The organism is Actibacterium pelagium (assembly GCF_002285415.1).
GTDB classification, from domain to species: Bacteria; Pseudomonadota; Alphaproteobacteria; order Rhodobacterales; family Rhodobacteraceae; genus Actibacterium_B; species Actibacterium_B pelagium.
In genome coordinates this window covers 119,460-137,120 of sequence record NZ_NSBU01000006.1, presented here as the reverse complement: position 1 = coordinate 137,120, position 17,661 = coordinate 119,460, and the positions used below count along the sequence as shown (strand labels likewise).

The following is a 17,661-nucleotide window of genomic DNA, read 5'->3' as shown; positions in this document are numbered from 1 at the left end:
CCAACCTGCTCGTGGATCGGAGTTGTGATCGGACAAGCCAAAACCATCCCGGAAGCCTTTCTTGAAAGGGTCAAAGCGACGCCCTCGGCGGTGGCGTATCGGGATGCGGGCAGCGGTGGTTTTCAGGACTACAATTGGTCAGATATTGCCCAGCGCGTGGCACGGCGACGCGCAGCCTTTGCCGAAGCAGGTTTAAAGCCCGGAGATCGGGTTGCTATCTTCCTGCCAAACGGGATCGAGTGGGTCGTGACTGATCTTGCCGCAATGGCACAGGGCTTGGTGACGGTCCCGTTATACGGTCGCGACAGTCCCGCGAACATTTGTCATGTGATGCGTGATAGTGGCGCGACTCTTTGCCTGACAGATGAATTCGAACGTTGGGCCGATCTAGGAACAGAAACCCATTCTCTGCCTGATTTGCGCAACGTCTGGCTGTTGTCGGGGGAAGATGGGCAGGACGACACACGCGTCAGCGCCTATACCGAGAACAACATTGCCGAAAGCTCTGAGCCTTTGCCATCAGACGGAGACCAACTTGCAACGATCATCTACACATCTGGAACAACCGGCCCGCCCAAGGGGGTCATGTTAAGCCACGGCGCCCTTCTCTGGAATGCGCGCGCTGTCGGGCAGGTGAACCAGATATTCGAAGACGACGTGTTCTTATCGATCCTTCCGCTGGCTCATGGGTTCGAACGCTCCTTGGGCTGGCTTTGTCCAATGCTGAATGGCTCGACAGTTGCCTATGGTCGGTCGATCGAAGTGCTGGCAGAGGATTTGCGTTCGCAGCGCCCAACCATACTTCTTGCGGTCCCGCGGCTTTTCGAAAAGGCCCACCACAAGGCCGTGGAACGCGCGCAGTCATCCTTGATCGGTGGTTTCTTGATGAAGCAAACCGAGCGGACTGGCTGGCGTCGGTTCCAAACCACGCTCGACCCGAGCCTGAGTTCCAATTTGCTGGATAGGTTCTTCTGGTCCCTTATCGGCGCGCGTGTAGCCGCGCGCATTCGGGACGCATTCGGTGGCCGATTACGGATGGTGATCAGCGGTGGCGCGCCCTTGTCGGCGCAGACCTTTCGCTTCATGGCCGCGATGGAGGTTCCGCTGATCGAAGGCTATGGGCTGACGGAAGCAGGACCGGCTGCCACCGGGTCAACCTTTGAAGACCGTCGATTGGAAAGTGTCGGAAAGGCCTTGCCTGGCGCCGAAGTTAGGACGGGTCCAAAGCAAGAGTTACTGATCCGCTCACCCGGCCTGATGATGGGGTATTGGGGCAATCCTTCGGCCTCGGCGAAGGCGATAGATGAGGATGGTTGGCTGCACACCGGAGACGCAGCCGAGATTGAAAATGGCTGGGTACGGATAAAGGGGCGGATCAAAGATATCCTGGTGCTGTCCACGGGTGAGAACGTAAACCCAATGCCAATCGAGTCCGCAATTCAAAGCGATCCACTAATCCAGCAAGCATGTGTTCTAGGTGACGGTAAACCGTGGTGCTCTGCCGTGGTGGTGATTGATACTGAACGGTTCGAAAAGTGGGCAGAAAATCAAATCCCCGGGGTAAAGGATTTTAATGACGCACACTTACGTAAGTCCCTGAGAAACAGACTTCTGGAAAAGATGGACAACATACCGCCCTTTGCCCGCATCAACGCGGTTCATGTAGAGGTAGAACCTTGGACGCTGGAAAGCGGTCTATTGACCCCAACCCTGAAAGCTAAAAGGCCGAAGGTGGCTCAGCGCTTCAGGAACGAACTGAATGCGCTCTACGACTAAACCGGCTTTCATGACCTTGTTCGCTTAAGCCAATTTGACCTGCCTCAAAGCCTGAATTTCAGGCATGCTCAAACTGGGAAGTATTCTAATCAGGGCAGAACACTCACCATGCGTCCGGACGAGCCACAAAACCAACCTACCGGCCTAACCAGTGCAGAGGCTGCCAAACGGCTTCAAAAGCACGGCCCCAACGCGCTGGCTGAAGCCAAACCAATATCGGTTTGGCGAATTCTACTGCGCCAGTTTACCGGATTATTGGTGTTGCTGTTGCTTGGTGCTGCGCTTGTCGCATTGGTACTTGGAGAGCATGTCGACAGTATTGCGATCGGGATGGTCGTCATCCTGAACGGGGTTCTTGGGTTCGTGCAGGAATGGCGTGCCGAGACCGCGCTGGCCGCCCTGCGCAATATGCTGGCCCCGAAGGCGCGTGTGATCCGGGACCAAGAGTTGATCGAGATCGACCGCCGCGAAATCGTTCCGGGGGATTTGATCCTTCTGGATGCAGGCGACCAAGTGCCTGCGGATGCAAGACTAACCACCGCCCTTGAGCTGCGCGTCGATGAGAGCGTTCTGACGGGCGAATCCGCACCGGTTTCCAAATCCATTCGCCCTGACGACGCAAACAACACAGTTATGATGGGCACCCATGTGGTCTCTGGCAGGGCCGAGGCGATTGTTGAAGCGACCGGGTCAAAGACCGCATTTGGCAAGATCGCGACCCTGACCGGCTCTGTCGGCGAGAAAGAAACCAACCTCTCTCGGCAACTGGGGAAACTTGGCGCGCAGTTGGGTCTGGTTGCAATCGGGATCGGGGTAGCCGTTGCCTTGGTCGGGGTTCTTGTGGGTCGTGACGTCATCGACATGGTCATGACCGGACTTTCGATGGCTGTGGCCATCGTGCCCGAAGGATTGCCCGCGGTTGTGACGATCAGCCTCGCGCTTGGGGCTGCCGCGATGGTGCGACAGAAAGCATTGGCGCGGCGTTTGCAGGCGATGGAAACGCTTGGCTCTGCGTCGGTGATCTGCACCGACAAGACGGGCACCTTAACCGAAAATATGATGACGACCGAGACATTGTGGATTACTGGTCGTCAATATGATGCGGTGGGAACGGGATATGATCCGACCGGGCGCATTTTGCTAGAAGGTCAACCTATTCGTTACGGCGCGAATGCCGATCTGGACGCGGCACTGGATGTGATGGTTGGCTGTAACCATGCCAAGCTTCGGCGCGAAGGAGCGCAGTGGCAAATGGTCGGCGACCCAACCGAAGGCGCATTGCTAACCTTTGCGTACAAAGGCTGGACCTCGATACCCGCGGGGCCGGCCTTGTCCGAAATACCCTTTTCGTCAGCGCGCAAACGCATGAGTACCGTTCGCTGGTTGGGCGAAGACCTGATCCAGCTGGTCAAAGGTGCCCCGGAACAGGTTCTGGATGTCTGCACCCATTGGCGCGGCCCCAACGGAACGGCTGTGCTGACCGATGCCGATCGCAAATCCATTGAAACCGCCTATGCCTCTTTTGCAGAGCGCGGGCTGCGTGTCATTGCTCTTGCGCGGCGCGAAGTCTCTCAGACCGAGGTCAAGGAAGAGTCGCTCGAATTCATCGGACTTGTCGGTATGGTCGACCCGCCGCGCCCAGAAGTTCGCGCAGCGATCCAAGCCTGCAAGTCCGCAGGTATCGACGTGATCATGATCACCGGCGACGGGCCACTGACAGCGCGGGCGATCGCCGAAAAGCTGAACATGCCAGTCGAACGAACCATCACCGGTGCCGAACTGGAACAGACCGATGACGAAGCTCTTGCGCAGCTTCTGAAACAGCCCGTCCTTTTCGCCCGGACCTCGCCCGAACACAAAATGCGCTTGATCCGCACCCTTCAGGCAGATGGGCAAATCGTAGCCATGACCGGGGATGGCGTGAATGATGCCCCCGCCCTGAAGAAAGCAGATATTGGTGTGGCTATGGGCACACGCGGCACCGATGTCGCCAAAGATGCAGCCGACCTTGTTTTGCTGGACGACAACTTCGCCACGCTAGAGCGCGCGATCCGAGAGGGCAGACGACAGTTCGCCAACATCCAACGGTTCGTACGGTACCTGTTGTCATCAAACGCAGGTGAAGTTGTCGCAATTCTTATCAATCTCGCCCTTGGCGGCCCTTTGATCTTTTTGCCAACCCAAATTCTTTGGATGAACCTTGTTACCGATGGTGTGACCGCGCTGATGTTGGGGCTAGAACCCGGCACCTCGGATCAGATGACGCAGCCGCCGCGCAATCCAAAATCCGGCATTCTGGACCGCACTGCGATGTGGATCATTCTTGCATTTGGTGCCTACACCGGGACCGCGAGCCTGTATCTGTTCCATAGCTTCATGCATGAGGGCGAGGCCATTGCACGCACTGTCGCCTTCAGCGGCATGGTCCTGTTCGAGAAGATGAGCGTTTTCGCCTTCAGGTCTTTTACGCGGCCGTGCTGGAAACTGGGCTGGTTCTCGAACCCGTTGTTGATCTTGGCATTGGTTGCCATGATCGGTGCCCAGCTTGCCGCGGTATACTGGCCGCCATTGCAGACGCTTTTGCGAACAGCCCCCTTGGGGTGGGAACACTGGCAGATGATCGCTTTGTTCGCTATTCCACTGGTTGCTGTGCCGGAGATTATAAAGACCCTGCGCACCACCCAAGACGGGCCCCAAGCTGAATGAACCTTCAGACTTGAGCGGATCAGCTCAAGACCAACCGTCCAGCACCGGCAATGCAAAAGAGCAAAAGCAACCACAAAACCCTGTTCTTGAAGGATTCAGTCGGTGTCGAAAGGAAATGCCGTGACCCCAGCCAAATCCCTACAAGCATGATTGGCGCAAAGGCCAAAATCCGCCACAGCGTCACCATGTCGTAGTGATCCGCGGCGAACAACATACCGCCGGTGATAACGTCCGTGAAAAAGAGGTAAGCGATCATTGTCGCTCGCATGGTGTGCGAAGCTACCGTCGAAGAGGTGAAGAAGAGCGCCAGCACCAACCCGCTTAAGGCGGTCGCACCGTTGACGGCACCGGCAACCAGCCCCGCCAAAAACAACCCCGGTAAGGCGACAGAAAAAGGCCGCCAGGACGACAACAGCATCAGACCGGTCGAGACGAGAATAACGCCGTAAACCGCGAGGCTCAGCTTGTCTTCTGGAAAGTAAGACAGCAGGAAAACGCCAGCAGGGGTTCCGATCAGGCTGGCGACCAGAAGGATTGCCAAAAACCGTCGGTTGATGTCCGGCAGGATGCGCGGCGCAAGACTACAAGACGCCAAAATCTCTAGCGCGATGGAAAGCGGGACCAGCTGCGATGCTGGCAGGATGGGCAGCAAACCCGCCATCAGAATGGCTGAGAAGCCAAAGCCTGAATATCCCCGCGCAAAGGAGGCGACAAAGATAACGACACCCGTCAAAGCCAGGGCATACGGCGGCAGGTTTAACGTAAACTCACTGATCATCTAGTCCTCTTACGTGAGCACATTATCGGTCATCCTGAACCGATCAATAGCTCACTAGGCGCAGAAACTCAGATCTAAGAAAGAAAAGTAAGAAAACGGAAATTCGGACAACAAACCAACCACTATTTCCCTAGGAAATTTGGCCTTCGTCATACGCTAAGGGAAAGGCCCGACCACGGTTGCCGCCAGACCTTTGTGTGTGTGAGTTTTCCCCAAAAGGCCTCAACCTTACCTAAACGCTGATGGTTGCCTCTACCGCTCGTTTCCAGGCTGCGTATTTTTCGGTACGTGTCTCTGCATCCATGGACGGCGCGAACTGGTGTTCGCGTTGCCAGTGCGCAGCGAACTCTTCCATGTTCGGGTAGACACCAGCCCGCATCCCTGCCAGCCAGGCCACACCAATCGCCGTGGTTTCCAGCACGACCGGGCGGTCGACCTCTGCTCCGATGATATCGGACAGGAACTGCATCGCTACATCGCTTGCGCTCATCCCGCCGTCGACACGCAGGGTGGCAGAGCCAGAGCCCGCACCCCAGTCCGCCTGCATCGCTTCCAACAGATCGCGTGTCTGGAAGCCAACGCATTCCAAAGCTGCACGAGAGAACTCGGCCGGGCCAGAGTTTCGGGTCAGCCCAAAGATCGCGCCCCGGCAATCCGGGTTCCAGTATGGCGCACCCAGCCCAGTGAAAGCGGGTACAAGGATCAGCGATTGCGTTGGATCGGCAGATTGAGACAGTTCTTGCGTCTCGGCCGCGCTGTCGATGATCTTCAACGCATCCCGCAGCCATTGCACCACGGCACCCGCGATAAAGATCGAACCTTCAAGCGCATAGGTCGGCTTGCCGTCCAGCTGGTAGGCGATCGTGGTCAGCAGGCGGTTCTGGCTGATCACCGGCGTATCGCCCGTATTCAACAGAGCAAAACAGCCCGTTCCATAGGTGGATTTCAGCATCCCCGGCTGGAAACAGGCCTGCCCAACAGTCGCCGCCTGCTGGTCACCGGCAACACCTAGGATAGGCAGCTCGGCCCCTGCGAAATCGGCCGTCGCATGGCCGAAATCGGCGGCACAATCCTTGACCTCTGGTAGCATCTGCATCGGAATATCCAGCATGTCACAGATTGTCTGGCTCCACCGGCCTTTGCGGATATCATAAAGCATGGTGCGCGCGGCGTTGGTGGCATCCGTGACATGCGCGGCGCCATTGGTCATCTTCCAAATCAGAAAGCTATCGACCGTGCCGAACAAAAGTTCGCCCTTCTCGGCCTGCTCCCGTGCGCCCTCGACGTTGTCGAGAATCCACTTCAGCTTTGTCCCAGAAAAATAGGGGTCCAGAAGCAGACCGGTCTTCTCGGTCACCATTGCCTGATGGCCCGCGTCCCGAAGTGTCTGGCACAGGCTTGATGTCCGGCGGTCCTGCCAGACAATTGCATTGTGGATGGCCTTGCCGGTCTTACGATCCCAGACCACGGTGGTTTCACGCTGGTTTGTAATCCCAATGGCGGTGACGTCGCTTGCCGTCAGACCGGTCTTCGCCAGAACCTCTCGGCACGTATCGACCGTGGTGGTCCACAAGTCTTCGGGGTCATGCTCTACCCAGCCTGAATCCGGGAAATGCTGTGCAAACTCTTGCTGGGAACTGTCGACCACAGACATCGCCCTATCAAAAAGGATAGCCCGTGTCGAGGTCGTCCCCTGATCGATCGCAAGAATATGGGTCATTGGACAGCCTCCTCCACCGGCGATTTATTTTTAGCCCCCTCCGCGTACGCGGTGGCCATCCATTGGTCGAGCGCCGCGATCTGATCCTTGCTCATCCGAAGCCCCAACCGGTTGCGCCGCCAAACGACATCCTCGGCACGACGGGCATATTCATGTGCCATGAGCCACCGGACCTCGCGCTCTGTCAAGGTCGCACCAAAGGCCCGCCCCAGATCCTTTTCCCCGCTTGCGCCAACCAGCATCTGTTGAGCCTCGGTGCCATAGGCTTTGACCAAGCGGCGCGCCCAATAGTCATCCAGAAAGGGATAGTCTGTCTGCAATTGGGTAATCAGCCGTGGAACTCCATCAACCGGGAAATCCCCACCGGGCAAAGTGACCCCCGCGGTCCAATCCCCGGTTGCTTGTGGAAAGAAGGGCTGCAGCTTGGCAAGCGCGTTTTCGGCCAGCTTGCGGTAGGTGGTGATCTTGCCGCCAAAGACGTTCAGGATCGGCGCTGCATCGCCCGCCTGATCCAGTGATAGTACATAGTCACGGGTTGCGGCCGTCGCAGAGCTTGCCCCGTCGTCATAAAGCGGGCGCACACCGGAATAGCTCCAGACCACATCATCACGCGTTAGCGGCTTCTCAAAATAGTTTGATGCGAAGGCGCACAGATAGTCGGCCTCTGCGTCGGTACACTCAGGGGCTTTCGACAAGTCTTCATGATCCAGATCAGTGGTGCCGATCAGGGTGAAGTCTTCTTCGTAAGGAATGACAAAGATGATCCGCCCGTCTTCGCCTTGGAGGAAATAGGCCTTGTCGTGGTCATAAAGGCGCTTGGTGACAATGTGACTGCCGCGCACCAACCGAACCCCTTCGCTAGAATTCAGGCGCAGTTTTTGCTGGATCACATCTGCCACCCAAGGGCCGCCAGCGTTGACCAACGCGCGGGCAAAAACCGTCGACTGCGCACCGGTTTCGCGATCGTTCAAAACCACCTTCCAAAGCCCGTCTTTTCTTTCAGCGCTGACAACCTCTGTTCGCGTCAGGATTGTTGCGCCTCGGGCCTCGGCGTCGCGGGCGTTCAGGACAACCAGCCGGGAATCTTCGACCCAGCAATCCGAATATTCAAACGCCTTGGCAAAGCGCTGTTGCAACGGTTTACCCGTAACATCCTTACGCAGGTTGACCGTACTGGTCCCCGGAAGGATCTTCTGACGCCCACCAAGCGTGTCGTATAGAAACAGCCCCAACCGGATCAGCCAAGCCGGTCGCCGCCCCTTCATCCAAGGCATAACCAAGCTCAGCAACCGCGAGGTTGGCGTCGATCCTTCGAACCGCATGTCTTTGTGATACGGCAGAACAAACCGCATCGGCCAACTGATATGCGGCATGGCACGTAGCAGTACCTCGCGCTCTTTCAGGGCCTTGGCGACAAGGCCAAACTCGAAATACTCTAGGTAGCGCAGCCCACCATGAAACATCTTGGTCGACGCCGAGGATGTCGCCGACGCCAAGTCGTTCTTCTCGGCCAACATCACCGACAGGCCCCGACCCGCGGCATCCCGCGCGATACCGCAGCCATTGATGCCGCCGCCGATAACAAACAGGTCAACCGGGGTTTCGGTTTCATTGAAGTGGGACATCAGAATCTCCAGCACGTCCGTTACGAACCCTTACGAACACAGAATTATTCCATTTTCAACGCAAATATATTCGTTATTGTTCGTTATTACGCAGAATTGAGGATTCCTGTCGGAATTCGCTGGACTTCCCTTGAGTCACGCCGGAAAACCGAACACATTCGAAAGAAAAGCGAGCCCCTTATGTCCCAAACCTTTCGTCAGCCGGAAATTCTTGAAATCGCCCGTCGCGAGGGCAAGGTCACGGTAGAAGGGCTGGCCGAGCACTTTCAGGTAACCGTTCAGACGATCCGCCGCGATCTGACCGAACTGGCCGAGACCGGCAAGCTGGACCGGGTCCACGGCGGGGCGATCATTCCCTCCACCGTGTCCAATATCGGCTACGAACATCGGCGAGGGCTGAACGAAGAGGCCAAGGCCGCTATCGCCCATAAATGTGCGGAACTCATTCCAGAAGACAGCTCTGTCTTTCTGAACATCGGCACCAGCACCGAAGCCGTGGCAACTGCCCTTCTGAACCATGCCAATCTTCTGGTGTTCACCAATAACCTGAACGTCGCCAATATTCTTGCAGACAATTCAAACTGCGAAGTTGTGGTGATGGGGGGCGCCCTGCGGCGCACCGACGGCGGGCTGGTCGGAAGTCAGACAATGCGCGCCATCGAGCAGTTCAAATATGATTATGCGATCATCGGTTGTTCGGCCGTGGATGAAGACGGGGACCTGCTTGATTATGACATTCAAGAGGTCGGCGTCAGCCAGACGATCATCCGACAGGCCAGAAACATCTTTCTGGTCGCCGATCATTCCAAATTTGAAAGAAGCGCTCCGGCGCGCATTTGTTCGCTGTCCGAGATTGACGCGTGTTTTACCGATCAGCCGCTGACCGACGATCTGGCCGCGAAATGCTCTGACTGGGGAACGCAAATCATTGTGCCCTAGATCTTACGGGCAGCCTGCCAGCGCACTAACCCGAGCAGTTAATCCGTAACCCCTACGAACCCGCCCTGAAACGGGCTGACGGGTGGTTCGCTGCGCTTGGCCATACGCTCTAGGTTCACGACCGTCGACAACATGATGCGGTCATGGCTCCACTCTGCAGGGCGCTGAATCATGACAGCGGTCGAGAAGACCGCAAAGACCAGCAGGCAAGACACCATGGTCCAGCTTGCACGGCTGCCCGGGCGCCCTGCCCCATCTGCAACATGCAGAATACGGCGATAGAGCGAAGAACTGCGACGGGTTTCGCGGCGATCCACAAGCGCCACAGCTGGTGTGCGACGTGTGAAATAGGCGCGTTCTTGTGCCGCGACCGTGCAGGCCCGGATCAAACATTCACAATACGCGCGCGCGTCGAAATTCGGGCGCGAAATCAGGGCCTGATCGCACGCGTATTCACGCATCTGACGGACTTCGCGGCGCCAGATGTGGAAGGCCGGGTTCCACCACAACATTGGGCGCAGAACCTCTAGTAAAAGTTCGAATTCGATGTCCCGCTGACGGAAGTGCTGAATCTCATGGCTGATGGTTAGGCGTAGGTCTTTAGGCGACTGCAACAGGGTCGAGGGCAGGATGACATAACGCTTGAAAAGCCCACGGGTCGAAAAGGCAACCTTGGCGGTGTCGCTGAACATCAGGTTGACGGTCCCAATCCGCTTCCAGTGAAACGCACGAGAGACGATGTTACGCAACCGGATAACTGCGAGAGCAGTTTGACCGAAACAGAACAACGCCCCCAAAAAGAACCCTGCCAAAAGGGCTTTGGCCCCGACGGACTGCATCGACAGAAGCGCGCGAACGCCCTCTTCTCGGGCCCCCAGCAGCGCTTCGAAATCTGACGCACTCATCTGCACGTTACCCTGCAGATATTGCGAAACCAGCATGTCAGACAGGTTCGGAGGGCGGGCGACGATCCAATGGCTGACAGCAGAGGCAAACACGGGCGACAGGGCGAGGATGATGATCATCCAATTCATCAGTCGCAGCTGAGGCAGGAAAGCCGCCCCAAGCCCAATCCTTGCCAAACCCCATCGCAAGGCCAGCCAGATCATCGCTCCGGCGAGCAGTAACAGGTTCAGGTCTATATACGTATTCAGCAGCGCATCAGAGTCCATTGTCCTCCCCCAACCTTTCGTTCAGCAGCGCCCGCATCTCTTCCAGCATTTCGCTGGTCACGTCCTCGTCCTCCACAAGGCGCGCGACAAGAGCGGCAGGCGTATCATTGAAAAGCTTGCTTGATAGGTTCTTCAGCGTCGTTTTTTGGTAATCTGCCTTCGGAACAGTCGGATGATACACTAACGAGCGATCACGTCGTTCGCTGGTCAGAAACCCTTTTTGCTCCATGATCTTCAAAACAGTCGCCACGGACGTATACGCCCGCTCTTGCACTTTGTTCAGTTCGGCAAGGATGTCACGCACGGTTCCGCCGCCGGTTTCCCAGACGACGTTCATAAACTCGAGCTCTACCTCGGTCAGAAGATCGTTGTTCTGTTTTCTTGGCATTGACTTAAGCGGTCCGTTTTGAAGCTGTCCCGGCAAGGTAGCCGATACCAATGCCGGGACAAACTATTTTTTTAAGAGATAGGGTTTCTAGACTTTCCAGAAGCAGAAGATTCCCCAGGCGATTGACAGTCCGAGTGGTGTCCATAGCGGCATTCCAACCAGCCCAAGCCAAGCCAAAAAGATATAGCTTGTGCCCAGAAGGCTGATGAACAGGCGGTCACCGCGGGTGGTGGTCAGCCCCAGAACGCCCCGGCGCTCATCGCCGCCGGGGTGGCGGATCTCGATCATGATCAAGGTCCCGATCGCGGTGAAGATACCGATGAACAACAGGGCGGTGGGCCAGGTCCAGGCCATCCAACTTAGCATTATACCCTCCCCATCGCGAAGCCCTTCGCGATATAGTTGCGGACGAAGTAGATCACGATTGCGCCCGGGATGATTGTCAGTGTGCCCGCAGCCGCCAGCAGGCCAAGCTCGTACCCTGCGGAAGAGGCCGTCTTGGTCATGGTCGCCGCGATGGGTTTCGCATCAACAGCCGTCAGGGTCTTGGCCAGCAGCAACTCCACCCATGAGAACATGAAGCAGAAGAAGGCCGCCACACCTACGCCCGCTTTGATCGCCGGGACGAAGATCGTCGCGAAGAAGCGCGGGAAGGAGTAGCCGTCGACAAAGGCGGTTTCATCCAACTCTTTCGGTACTCCACCCATGAACCCTTCAAGGATCCAGACCGCCAGCGGGATGTTGAACAGGCAGTGGGCCAGCGCAACGGCAAGATGGGTATCGAACAGCCCCACAGCCGAATACAGTTGGAAGAAGGGCAGCGCGAAGACCGCAGCAGGTGCCATCCGGTTGGTCAGCAGCCAGAAGAACAGCTGCTTGTCGCCCAGAAAGCGATACCGGCTAAAGGCATAGGCCGCTGGCAACGCAACACAGACAGAGATCACCGTGTTGATCGACACGTACAAGATCGAGTTGATGTAGCCCCAGTACCAGCTGGGATCGGTGAAGATCGTCGCATAGTTCTCAAGCGTGAAGGTCTGCGGGAACAAAGAGAAGCCCGCGAGGATTTCATTCGTCGTCTTGAAGCTCATTGCGACCAGCCAATATATCGGCAGCAACAGGAACAGGATATAGACGATGGGGACGATGGATCGTTTTTGCATATCCAGGGCCTCCTTAGTTCTGATCGTCTTTGGTCATCAGCGTGTAGAACAGCCAGCTGACCAGAAGAGTGATTGCGAAGTAGATAAGCGACATGGCGGCTGCGGGACCTAGGTCGAACTGCCCAAGGGCGATTTTCACAAGGTCGATCGACAGAAGCGTGGTCGAGTTGCCGGGGCCACCGCCCGTCAGGACGAAGGGCTCTGTGTAGATGTTGAAACTGTCCATGAACCGCAGAAGGATCGCGATGGTCAGAACATTCTTCATCTTGGGCAGTTGGATGAACCGGAACACCGCCCAATTGCTGGCCCCGTCGATCTTGGCCGCCTGATAATAGGCGTCCGGGATCGAGACCAGACCGGCATAGCTGAGCAGCACGACCAGCGAGGTCCAGTGCCAGACATCCATGGTGATAATGGTCACCCAGGCCGCAACAGGATCCTGTGTCATGTCATAGTTGATGCCAAGCGTGTGGTTCAGGAAATACCCAAGCAGACCGATGTCCGGCAGGGTAAAGATGTTCCACATCGCGCCAACCACATTCCACGGGATCAGCATTGGCAAGGCCATGGTGACCAGACAGACCGGCACCCAGAACCCTTTGCGCGGCATCGACAGGGCGATGGCAATGCCCAGCGGGACCTCGATGAGCAGGATCAGCGCGGTAAACATGAACTGCCGCCCAAGGGCCGCATGGAAACGATCGGACCGCAGAATCTGTTCGAACCATGTCAGGCCCTCCCAGAAGAACACGTTGTCACCGAAGGTTTCTTGCACCGAATAGTTGACGACGGTCATCATCGGGATCAGCGCATTAAAGGCCACCAGGACCAGAACCGGCGCAACGAAGTACCATCCTTTATGGTTTACGGTTTTCATGCTGCTGCCTCCTGGGCCTGCGTTGCGATCCAGCCGTCGACGTAAAGTCGCGTCTGGCTTTGGTCGAAGACAAGATTGACCTCTGCCCCTTGGCTCGGCGCTTCGCCCTCGATGATGGCATTGATCTTGGCGCCACTCGCCTGACACTCGACAACGATGTGACGACCAATGTCAGAGACTTTGGTGACCGTGGCAGGCAGACCTGCATCACCAAGCGAAACAAACTCTGGGCGTATGCCAATTTCGATATTGCCGGCAGGTTGGCCCTGAACCGGACCTTCCAAGGCCACGGCGCTGTCGCCGAAGTAGGCCACACCGCCTCGCAACTCTGCGGGCAGGACGTTCATACCGGGCGACCCGATGAAGTGGCCAACAAAGGTATGCGCGGGACGTTCGAACAATTCGACCGGGGTGCCGATCTGTACGATCTCGCCCTCCTGCATGACCACCACCTGATCGGCAAAGGTCAAAGCCTCTGTCTGGTCATGGGTCACATAGATCATCGTGGCTTTGACGCGCTGGTGAAGCTCTTTCAGCTTCGAACGCAGCTTCCACTTCAGATGCGGGTCGATCACGGTCAGCGGCTCGTCGAACATGACAACGTTCACGTCCTCGCGCACCAGCCCGCGCCCCATCGAGATTTTCTGCTTGTTATCCGGAGACAGACCTGCCGCACGGGTCTGCAGCATGTCGGTGACTTCCAGCATCTCGGCGATGGCCATGACACGTTCATGGACGATCTCTTCGCTGCGCCCACGGTTTCGCAGGGGGAAAGCCAGGTTATCGTAAACGGTCATCGTGTCGTAGATCACCGGGAACTGGAATACCTGCGCGATGTTGCGCTTGTCGGGGGCCAGATCGGTAACATCATTCCCGTCAAACAGGATGCGACCATCAGAAGGAACCAGCAGACCAGAGATAATGTTCAGAAGGGTCGACTTCCCGCAACCCGATGGGCCCAAAAGCGCATAGGCGCCGCCATCGGTCCATTCCAGATCAATCTCTTTCAGAGCGTAATCCGAAGGGTCTTTGGGGTTCGGGTAATAGCTGTGACGCAGCTTGGATAGAGTGATTTTAGCCATAGTCGCCTCACGCTGCCCGTGACCCGTCGGGTGCAAAGAAATAGCACGCGTCCGGGTTCATGAAGAATTCGTGGATTTCACCCACTTCGTAGGGATGGACGCCGGGGGACAATGAGACCCAACTGCTGTCGCCCATCTCGAAATGTGCAGAACTTTCAGAGCCAGACAGTTCGGTCACCTGCACCCGCCCCGACATGTGAACGGTCGCATGATCGTCAGCAACAGGCACCACGTGGTGCGGACGGATCGCGACGGTATAGGTGCCGTCCGCCAGACCCGCGGCATCGCCACTCAAGGTCCAACTGACCCCGGCATTCATAAGAGCCGTATCGCCCTGCTTCACAATCTCGGCCGTGTTGATTGGCGGGTCCGAAAAGACGCTTGCCGCCAGCACGTTAGAAGGGTTGCGATAGATATCAGCCGTGACACCAAATTGGGTGACGCGCCCATCATCCATCAAGGCTGTCCGACCACCCAGCAGCAGCGCCTCTTCCGGCTCTGAGGTGGCATAAACCACCACGGCGCCGCGACCGGCAAACAACTCTGGCAGCTGATCACGAAGCTCTTCGCGAAGCTTGTAGTCAAGGTTGGCCAAAGGTTCGTCCAGGAAAACCGCCTTGCTTTCCTTCGCAATCGCGCGGGCCAGCGCCGTTCGCTGCTGCTGACCGCCAGACAGTTCCTGCGGGCGGCGGTGCAACATCGGGCGCAATTGCAGAATATCTGCGGCCTCTTCCACGCGACCTTGAATTTCGGATTTCGCCATGCCGGCCACGCGCAGGGGCGAGGCGATATTATCGAATACCGTCATGTGCGGATAGTTGATGAAAAACTGGTGGACCAAGCTGATATTGCGCTTCTGCGTGTTCAGCTGCGTGACGTCCTGGCCATCCATCCAGACCTGACCGCTTGCGATGGGGTCAAGCCCTGCCATCATCTTGATCAGGGATGTCTTGCCGGACCCGGTCGCGCCCAGAAGGACATTGAAGTGACCCGGCTCAAGGATCAGCGAAGTCTCCTTGATGTGTAGCTCTGCGCCAACACGTTTGGTCACTTTTCGAAGTTCGAGTGCCATTGTACTGCGTTTCTTTCAGATAAGGCGTCCCGCGCGACGGGGAGAGGCCGCGTCGGGACCTGTGGCACCGGAAAATGAAGGACTACCGGTGCCTGTAGAGGGGTCCCCGCCGCCAGCCGGCGGGGATCTTCAGTTTACTGAGCGGCCCACCGGGCAACCAGCTCGTCATAGTTGACGGTCTTGCCCTGCGGCTTCTCGTTCGCCAGCGGAGGTTTCGCACCACCATTGGCGTACCAGTACTCGGCACTCTGCTCTTCGTTCAGACGCGGACCACAGCCACCATAGACGTTGGCACGTTCGTCTGCTGCCTGCATCCGGGCCATGGTGATATCCATCTCCTCGGCCAGGCGATTCATCGCCTCTTGCGGGGTGAAGGCACCCGAGTTCACGTCACCGATCTGCTGCCACCAGATTTGGGCCAGCTTCGGATAGTCCGGAACGTTGATACCGGTCGGCGACCATGCAACGCGGTCAGGCGAGCGATAGAATTCCACCAGACCACCCAGCTTCGGTGCGCGTTCGCTGAAGGACTCGTGGTTGACCGAGCTGTCGCGGATGAAGGTCAGACCCACGTGGGACTTCTTCACGTCAACAGTCTTGGACGTCACGAACTGGGCATAAAGCCAAGCTGCCTGAGCACGATCCGACGGGGTCGACTTCAGGAAAGTCCAGGAACCCACGTCCTGATAACCAACCTTCTGGCCTTCTTCCCAGTAGGGGCCATGCGGGCTGGGTGCCATCCGCCACAGCGGGTTGCCATCGGCATCCACGGTGTTGTTGCCTTCAGACTGCGGTTTCACCATGTCTGCGGTGAAGGCGGTGTACCAGAAGATCTGCTGAGCAACGTTGCCTTGCGACAGGGCAGGCAGCGACTGGTAGAAGTCAAAGCTTGCGGCACCGGGCGGTGCATAGTTGCGCAGCCACTCGTCCCACTTACGGATCGCATAGACCGCAGCCGGGCCGTTCGCCGCACCACCGCGGGAAACGCTTGCGCCTGCCGGGTTACAAGAACCCGCTTCCATGCGGATGCCCCATTCGTCGATCGGCACGCCATTCGGCTCACCTTTCGAACCAGCGCCTGCCATCGACAGCCACGCGTCGGTCATGCGCCAACCAAGGTCAGGCGCGCGCTTGCCGTAGTCCATGTGACCATAGATATCGACACCATCGATGTTCTTGACGTCGTTCGAGAAGAACTCGGCGATGTCTTCATAGGCCGACCAGTTGACCGGAACACCAAGGTCATAGCCGTACTTGGCTTTAAACGCTTCCTGAAGGTCGGCGCGGTCAAACCAGTCTTTACGGAACCAGTACAGGTTCGCGAACTGCTGGTCCGGCAGCTGGTACAGGTCACCATCCGGACCTGTGGTGAACTGGCTGCCCATGAAGTCATCCAGATCCAGCGTCGGCGAGGTTGTCGCCGCCCAGTCGCCCGCCATCTGGTCGGTCAGGTTGTAAGCCAGTTGCAGACGCGAGTGCGTCCCGATCAGGTCCGAGTCGTTGACATAGCCATCATACAGGTTCCGCTTGGTCTGCATTTGGGTCTGAACCGCCTGCACAACTTCGCCCTCACCCAGAATCTGGTGGTTCACCTTGATGCCGGTGATCTCTTCAAAGGCCTTGGTCAGGACTTCGGATTCATAACCATGTGTGGGAATACCTTCGGACAGGACGTTGATTTCCATACCCGCATAAGGCGCGGCGGCGTTGATGAACCACTGCATCTCGGCCATTTGTTCGTCTTTGCTCAGAGTCGACGGCTGGAACTCGCTGTCGATCCACTTTTTCGCGGCCGCCTCATCGGCAAAGCCAGTTGTTCCCGCAATCACGGCCGATACCGCAACGGCGGAGAAGAGATACTTACGCATCTTGCTTCCTCCCTAAGATTTATATGCCAATCCGCTTATGCGCTTTGACTGACACAGAGCTGTCATACCAATGTACCACCTGTCAAACTAATTATTTAGTACGAACAAATTAATATGTTCGTTTTTGCTGGTGCAGAAATTACAAAGAACGAGATAAAAGCTTAGAATTTTGTTGTTTTTTATTTTCTTTCAACTACTTAGCCACGATTCCAGCTCATGTTCGTTTCTTTGAGTACTTAGGAAATTCACAATCTTTTTCTTTCGTATATGATTTATTTCTTTCGGTATTGCGCTGCATTAAAGGGGAATCATTGTCGACAAAGCTTGCAATCGAAGGGCTTTTCCCACCCCGAAATCAGCCGAATTTTCCGGGTCAAAATGATTTTGTGAAGCGCCTGGAAGACCGATTGGCCCGTGCCCTTTACGCTCAAAGAAAACGTCTCTTTTCGCGACCAAGCCAGCCCCCAAGGGCGGCCTTGCCTCAACCGCGGTCCG

14 protein-coding genes are annotated in these 17,661 nt (G+C 56.9%); 3 read left to right on the top strand and 11 right to left on the bottom strand.

Annotated elements, in window-relative coordinates:
* The first annotated feature begins 24 nt into the window (after positions 1 to 24).
* Positions 25 to 1,776 (top strand): AMP-dependent synthetase/ligase, encoded by a 1,752-nt coding sequence (locus CLM58_RS07550; RefSeq protein ID WP_158221871.1) that lies wholly within the window; start codon positions 25 to 27, stop codon positions 1,774 to 1,776.
* Between the two features lie 108 nt (positions 1,777 to 1,884).
* Positions 1,885 to 4,482, top strand: a complete 2,598-nt coding sequence (locus CLM58_RS07545; protein WP_095595331.1) for a cation-translocating P-type ATPase — start codon at positions 1,885 to 1,887, stop codon at positions 4,480 to 4,482.
* Positions 4,483 to 4,501: 19 nt separating this feature from the next.
* Here CLM58_RS07545 and CLM58_RS07540 read toward each other — a convergent pair whose 3' ends face one another.
* From CLM58_RS07540 to glpD, 3 genes are all read right to left on the bottom strand, one after another.
* Entirely contained in the window at positions 4,502 to 5,260 is a 759-nt protein-coding gene (locus CLM58_RS07540) for a sulfite exporter TauE/SafE family protein (protein ID WP_095595330.1), read from the bottom strand.
* A gap of 232 nt (positions 5,261 to 5,492) precedes the next feature.
* Complete coding sequence (gene glpK, locus CLM58_RS07535; RefSeq protein ID WP_095595329.1) at positions 5,493 to 6,980, bottom strand: glycerol kinase GlpK; 1,488 nt, start codon at positions 6,978 to 6,980, stop codon at positions 5,493 to 5,495.
* The gene (gene glpD / locus CLM58_RS07530; protein WP_095595594.1) at positions 6,977 to 8,605 is read right to left on the bottom strand and encodes a glycerol-3-phosphate dehydrogenase; all 1,629 of its coding nucleotides are present in this window, start codon (positions 8,603 to 8,605) and stop codon (positions 6,977 to 6,979) included. The genes glpK and glpD overlap by 4 nt, the downstream gene beginning before the upstream one ends.
* A 180-nt stretch (positions 8,606 to 8,785) precedes the next feature.
* On the opposite strand from glpD, the gene CLM58_RS07525 reads away from it, so the two are divergent.
* Complete coding sequence (locus CLM58_RS07525; RefSeq protein ID WP_095595328.1) at positions 8,786 to 9,544, top strand: DeoR/GlpR family DNA-binding transcription regulator; 759 nt, start codon at positions 8,786 to 8,788, stop codon at positions 9,542 to 9,544.
* A gap of 38 nt (positions 9,545 to 9,582) precedes the next feature.
* Here CLM58_RS07525 and CLM58_RS07520 read toward each other — a convergent pair whose 3' ends face one another.
* From CLM58_RS07520 to CLM58_RS07485, 8 genes are all read right to left on the bottom strand, one after another.
* A complete protein-coding gene (locus tag CLM58_RS07520) occupies positions 9,583 to 10,716 on the bottom strand; it encodes a M56 family metallopeptidase (protein ID WP_095595327.1) in 1,134 nt (377 codons plus the stop codon).
* A complete protein-coding gene (locus CLM58_RS07515) occupies positions 10,706 to 11,104 on the bottom strand; it encodes a BlaI/MecI/CopY family transcriptional regulator (protein ID WP_095595326.1) in 399 nt (132 codons plus the stop codon). Before CLM58_RS07515 ends, CLM58_RS07520 begins: the two co-directional genes overlap by 11 nt.
* A gap of 87 nt (positions 11,105 to 11,191) precedes the next feature.
* Entirely contained in the window at positions 11,192 to 11,470 is a 279-nt protein-coding gene (locus CLM58_RS07510) for a DUF2160 domain-containing protein (protein WP_095595325.1), read from the bottom strand.
* Positions 11,470 to 12,267: a carbohydrate ABC transporter permease gene (locus tag CLM58_RS07505; RefSeq protein ID WP_095595324.1), complete on the bottom strand. Its 798-nt coding sequence runs from the start codon at positions 12,265 to 12,267 to the stop codon at positions 11,470 to 11,472. The genes CLM58_RS07510 and CLM58_RS07505 overlap by 1 nt, the downstream gene beginning before the upstream one ends.
* A gap of 13 nt (positions 12,268 to 12,280) precedes the next feature.
* A complete protein-coding gene (locus CLM58_RS07500) occupies positions 12,281 to 13,144 on the bottom strand; it encodes a carbohydrate ABC transporter permease (protein ID WP_095595323.1) in 864 nt (287 codons plus the stop codon).
* On the bottom strand, positions 13,141 to 14,226 hold the full coding sequence (locus CLM58_RS07495) for an ABC transporter ATP-binding protein (RefSeq protein ID WP_095595322.1): 1,086 nt from the start codon (positions 14,224 to 14,226) through the stop codon (positions 13,141 to 13,143). The genes CLM58_RS07500 and CLM58_RS07495 overlap by 4 nt, the downstream gene beginning before the upstream one ends.
* A gap of 7 nt (positions 14,227 to 14,233) precedes the next feature.
* Positions 14,234 to 15,298, bottom strand: coding sequence for an ABC transporter ATP-binding protein (locus CLM58_RS07490; protein WP_095595321.1), 1,065 nt, complete (start codon positions 15,296 to 15,298; stop codon positions 14,234 to 14,236).
* A 134-nt stretch (positions 15,299 to 15,432) separates the two neighbouring features.
* Entirely contained in the window at positions 15,433 to 17,166 is a 1,734-nt protein-coding gene (locus CLM58_RS07485) for an ABC transporter substrate-binding protein (RefSeq protein WP_095595320.1), read from the bottom strand.
* Between the last annotated feature and the right edge of the window lie 495 nt (positions 17,167 to 17,661).

Coding starts and splice junctions, on each gene's coding strand:
- CLM58_RS07545 (WP_095595331.1), top strand. CDS start 1,885: ATGCGTCCGGACGAGCCACAAAACCAACCTACCGGCCTAACCAGTGCA.
- CLM58_RS07485 (WP_095595320.1), bottom strand. CDS start 17,166: ATGCGTAAGTATCTCTTCTCCGCCGTTGCGGTATCGGCCGTGATTGCG.
- CLM58_RS07505 (WP_095595324.1), bottom strand. CDS start 12,267: ATGCAAAAACGATCCATCGTCCCCATCGTCTATATCCTGTTCCTGTTG.
- CLM58_RS07500 (WP_095595323.1), bottom strand. CDS start 13,144: ATGAAAACCGTAAACCATAAAGGATGGTACTTCGTTGCGCCGGTTCTG.
- CLM58_RS07495 (WP_095595322.1), bottom strand. CDS start 14,226: ATGGCTAAAATCACTCTATCCAAGCTGCGTCACAGCTATTACCCGAAC.
- CLM58_RS07490 (WP_095595321.1), bottom strand. CDS start 15,298: ATGGCACTCGAACTTCGAAAAGTGACCAAACGTGTTGGCGCAGAGCTA.
- CLM58_RS07515 (WP_095595326.1), bottom strand. CDS start 11,104: ATGCCAAGAAAACAGAACAACGATCTTCTGACCGAGGTAGAGCTCGAG.
- CLM58_RS07510 (WP_095595325.1), bottom strand. CDS start 11,470: ATGCTAAGTTGGATGGCCTGGACCTGGCCCACCGCCCTGTTGTTCATC.
- CLM58_RS07540 (WP_095595330.1), bottom strand. CDS start 5,260: ATGATCAGTGAGTTTACGTTAAACCTGCCGCCGTATGCCCTGGCTTTG.
- glpK (WP_095595329.1), bottom strand. CDS start 6,980: ATGACCCATATTCTTGCGATCGATCAGGGGACGACCTCGACACGGGCT.
- CLM58_RS07520 (WP_095595327.1), bottom strand. CDS start 10,716: ATGGACTCTGATGCGCTGCTGAATACGTATATAGACCTGAACCTGTTA.
- glpD (WP_095595594.1), bottom strand. CDS start 8,605: ATGTCCCACTTCAATGAAACCGAAACCCCGGTTGACCTGTTTGTTATC.
- CLM58_RS07525 (WP_095595328.1), top strand. CDS start 8,786: ATGTCCCAAACCTTTCGTCAGCCGGAAATTCTTGAAATCGCCCGTCGC.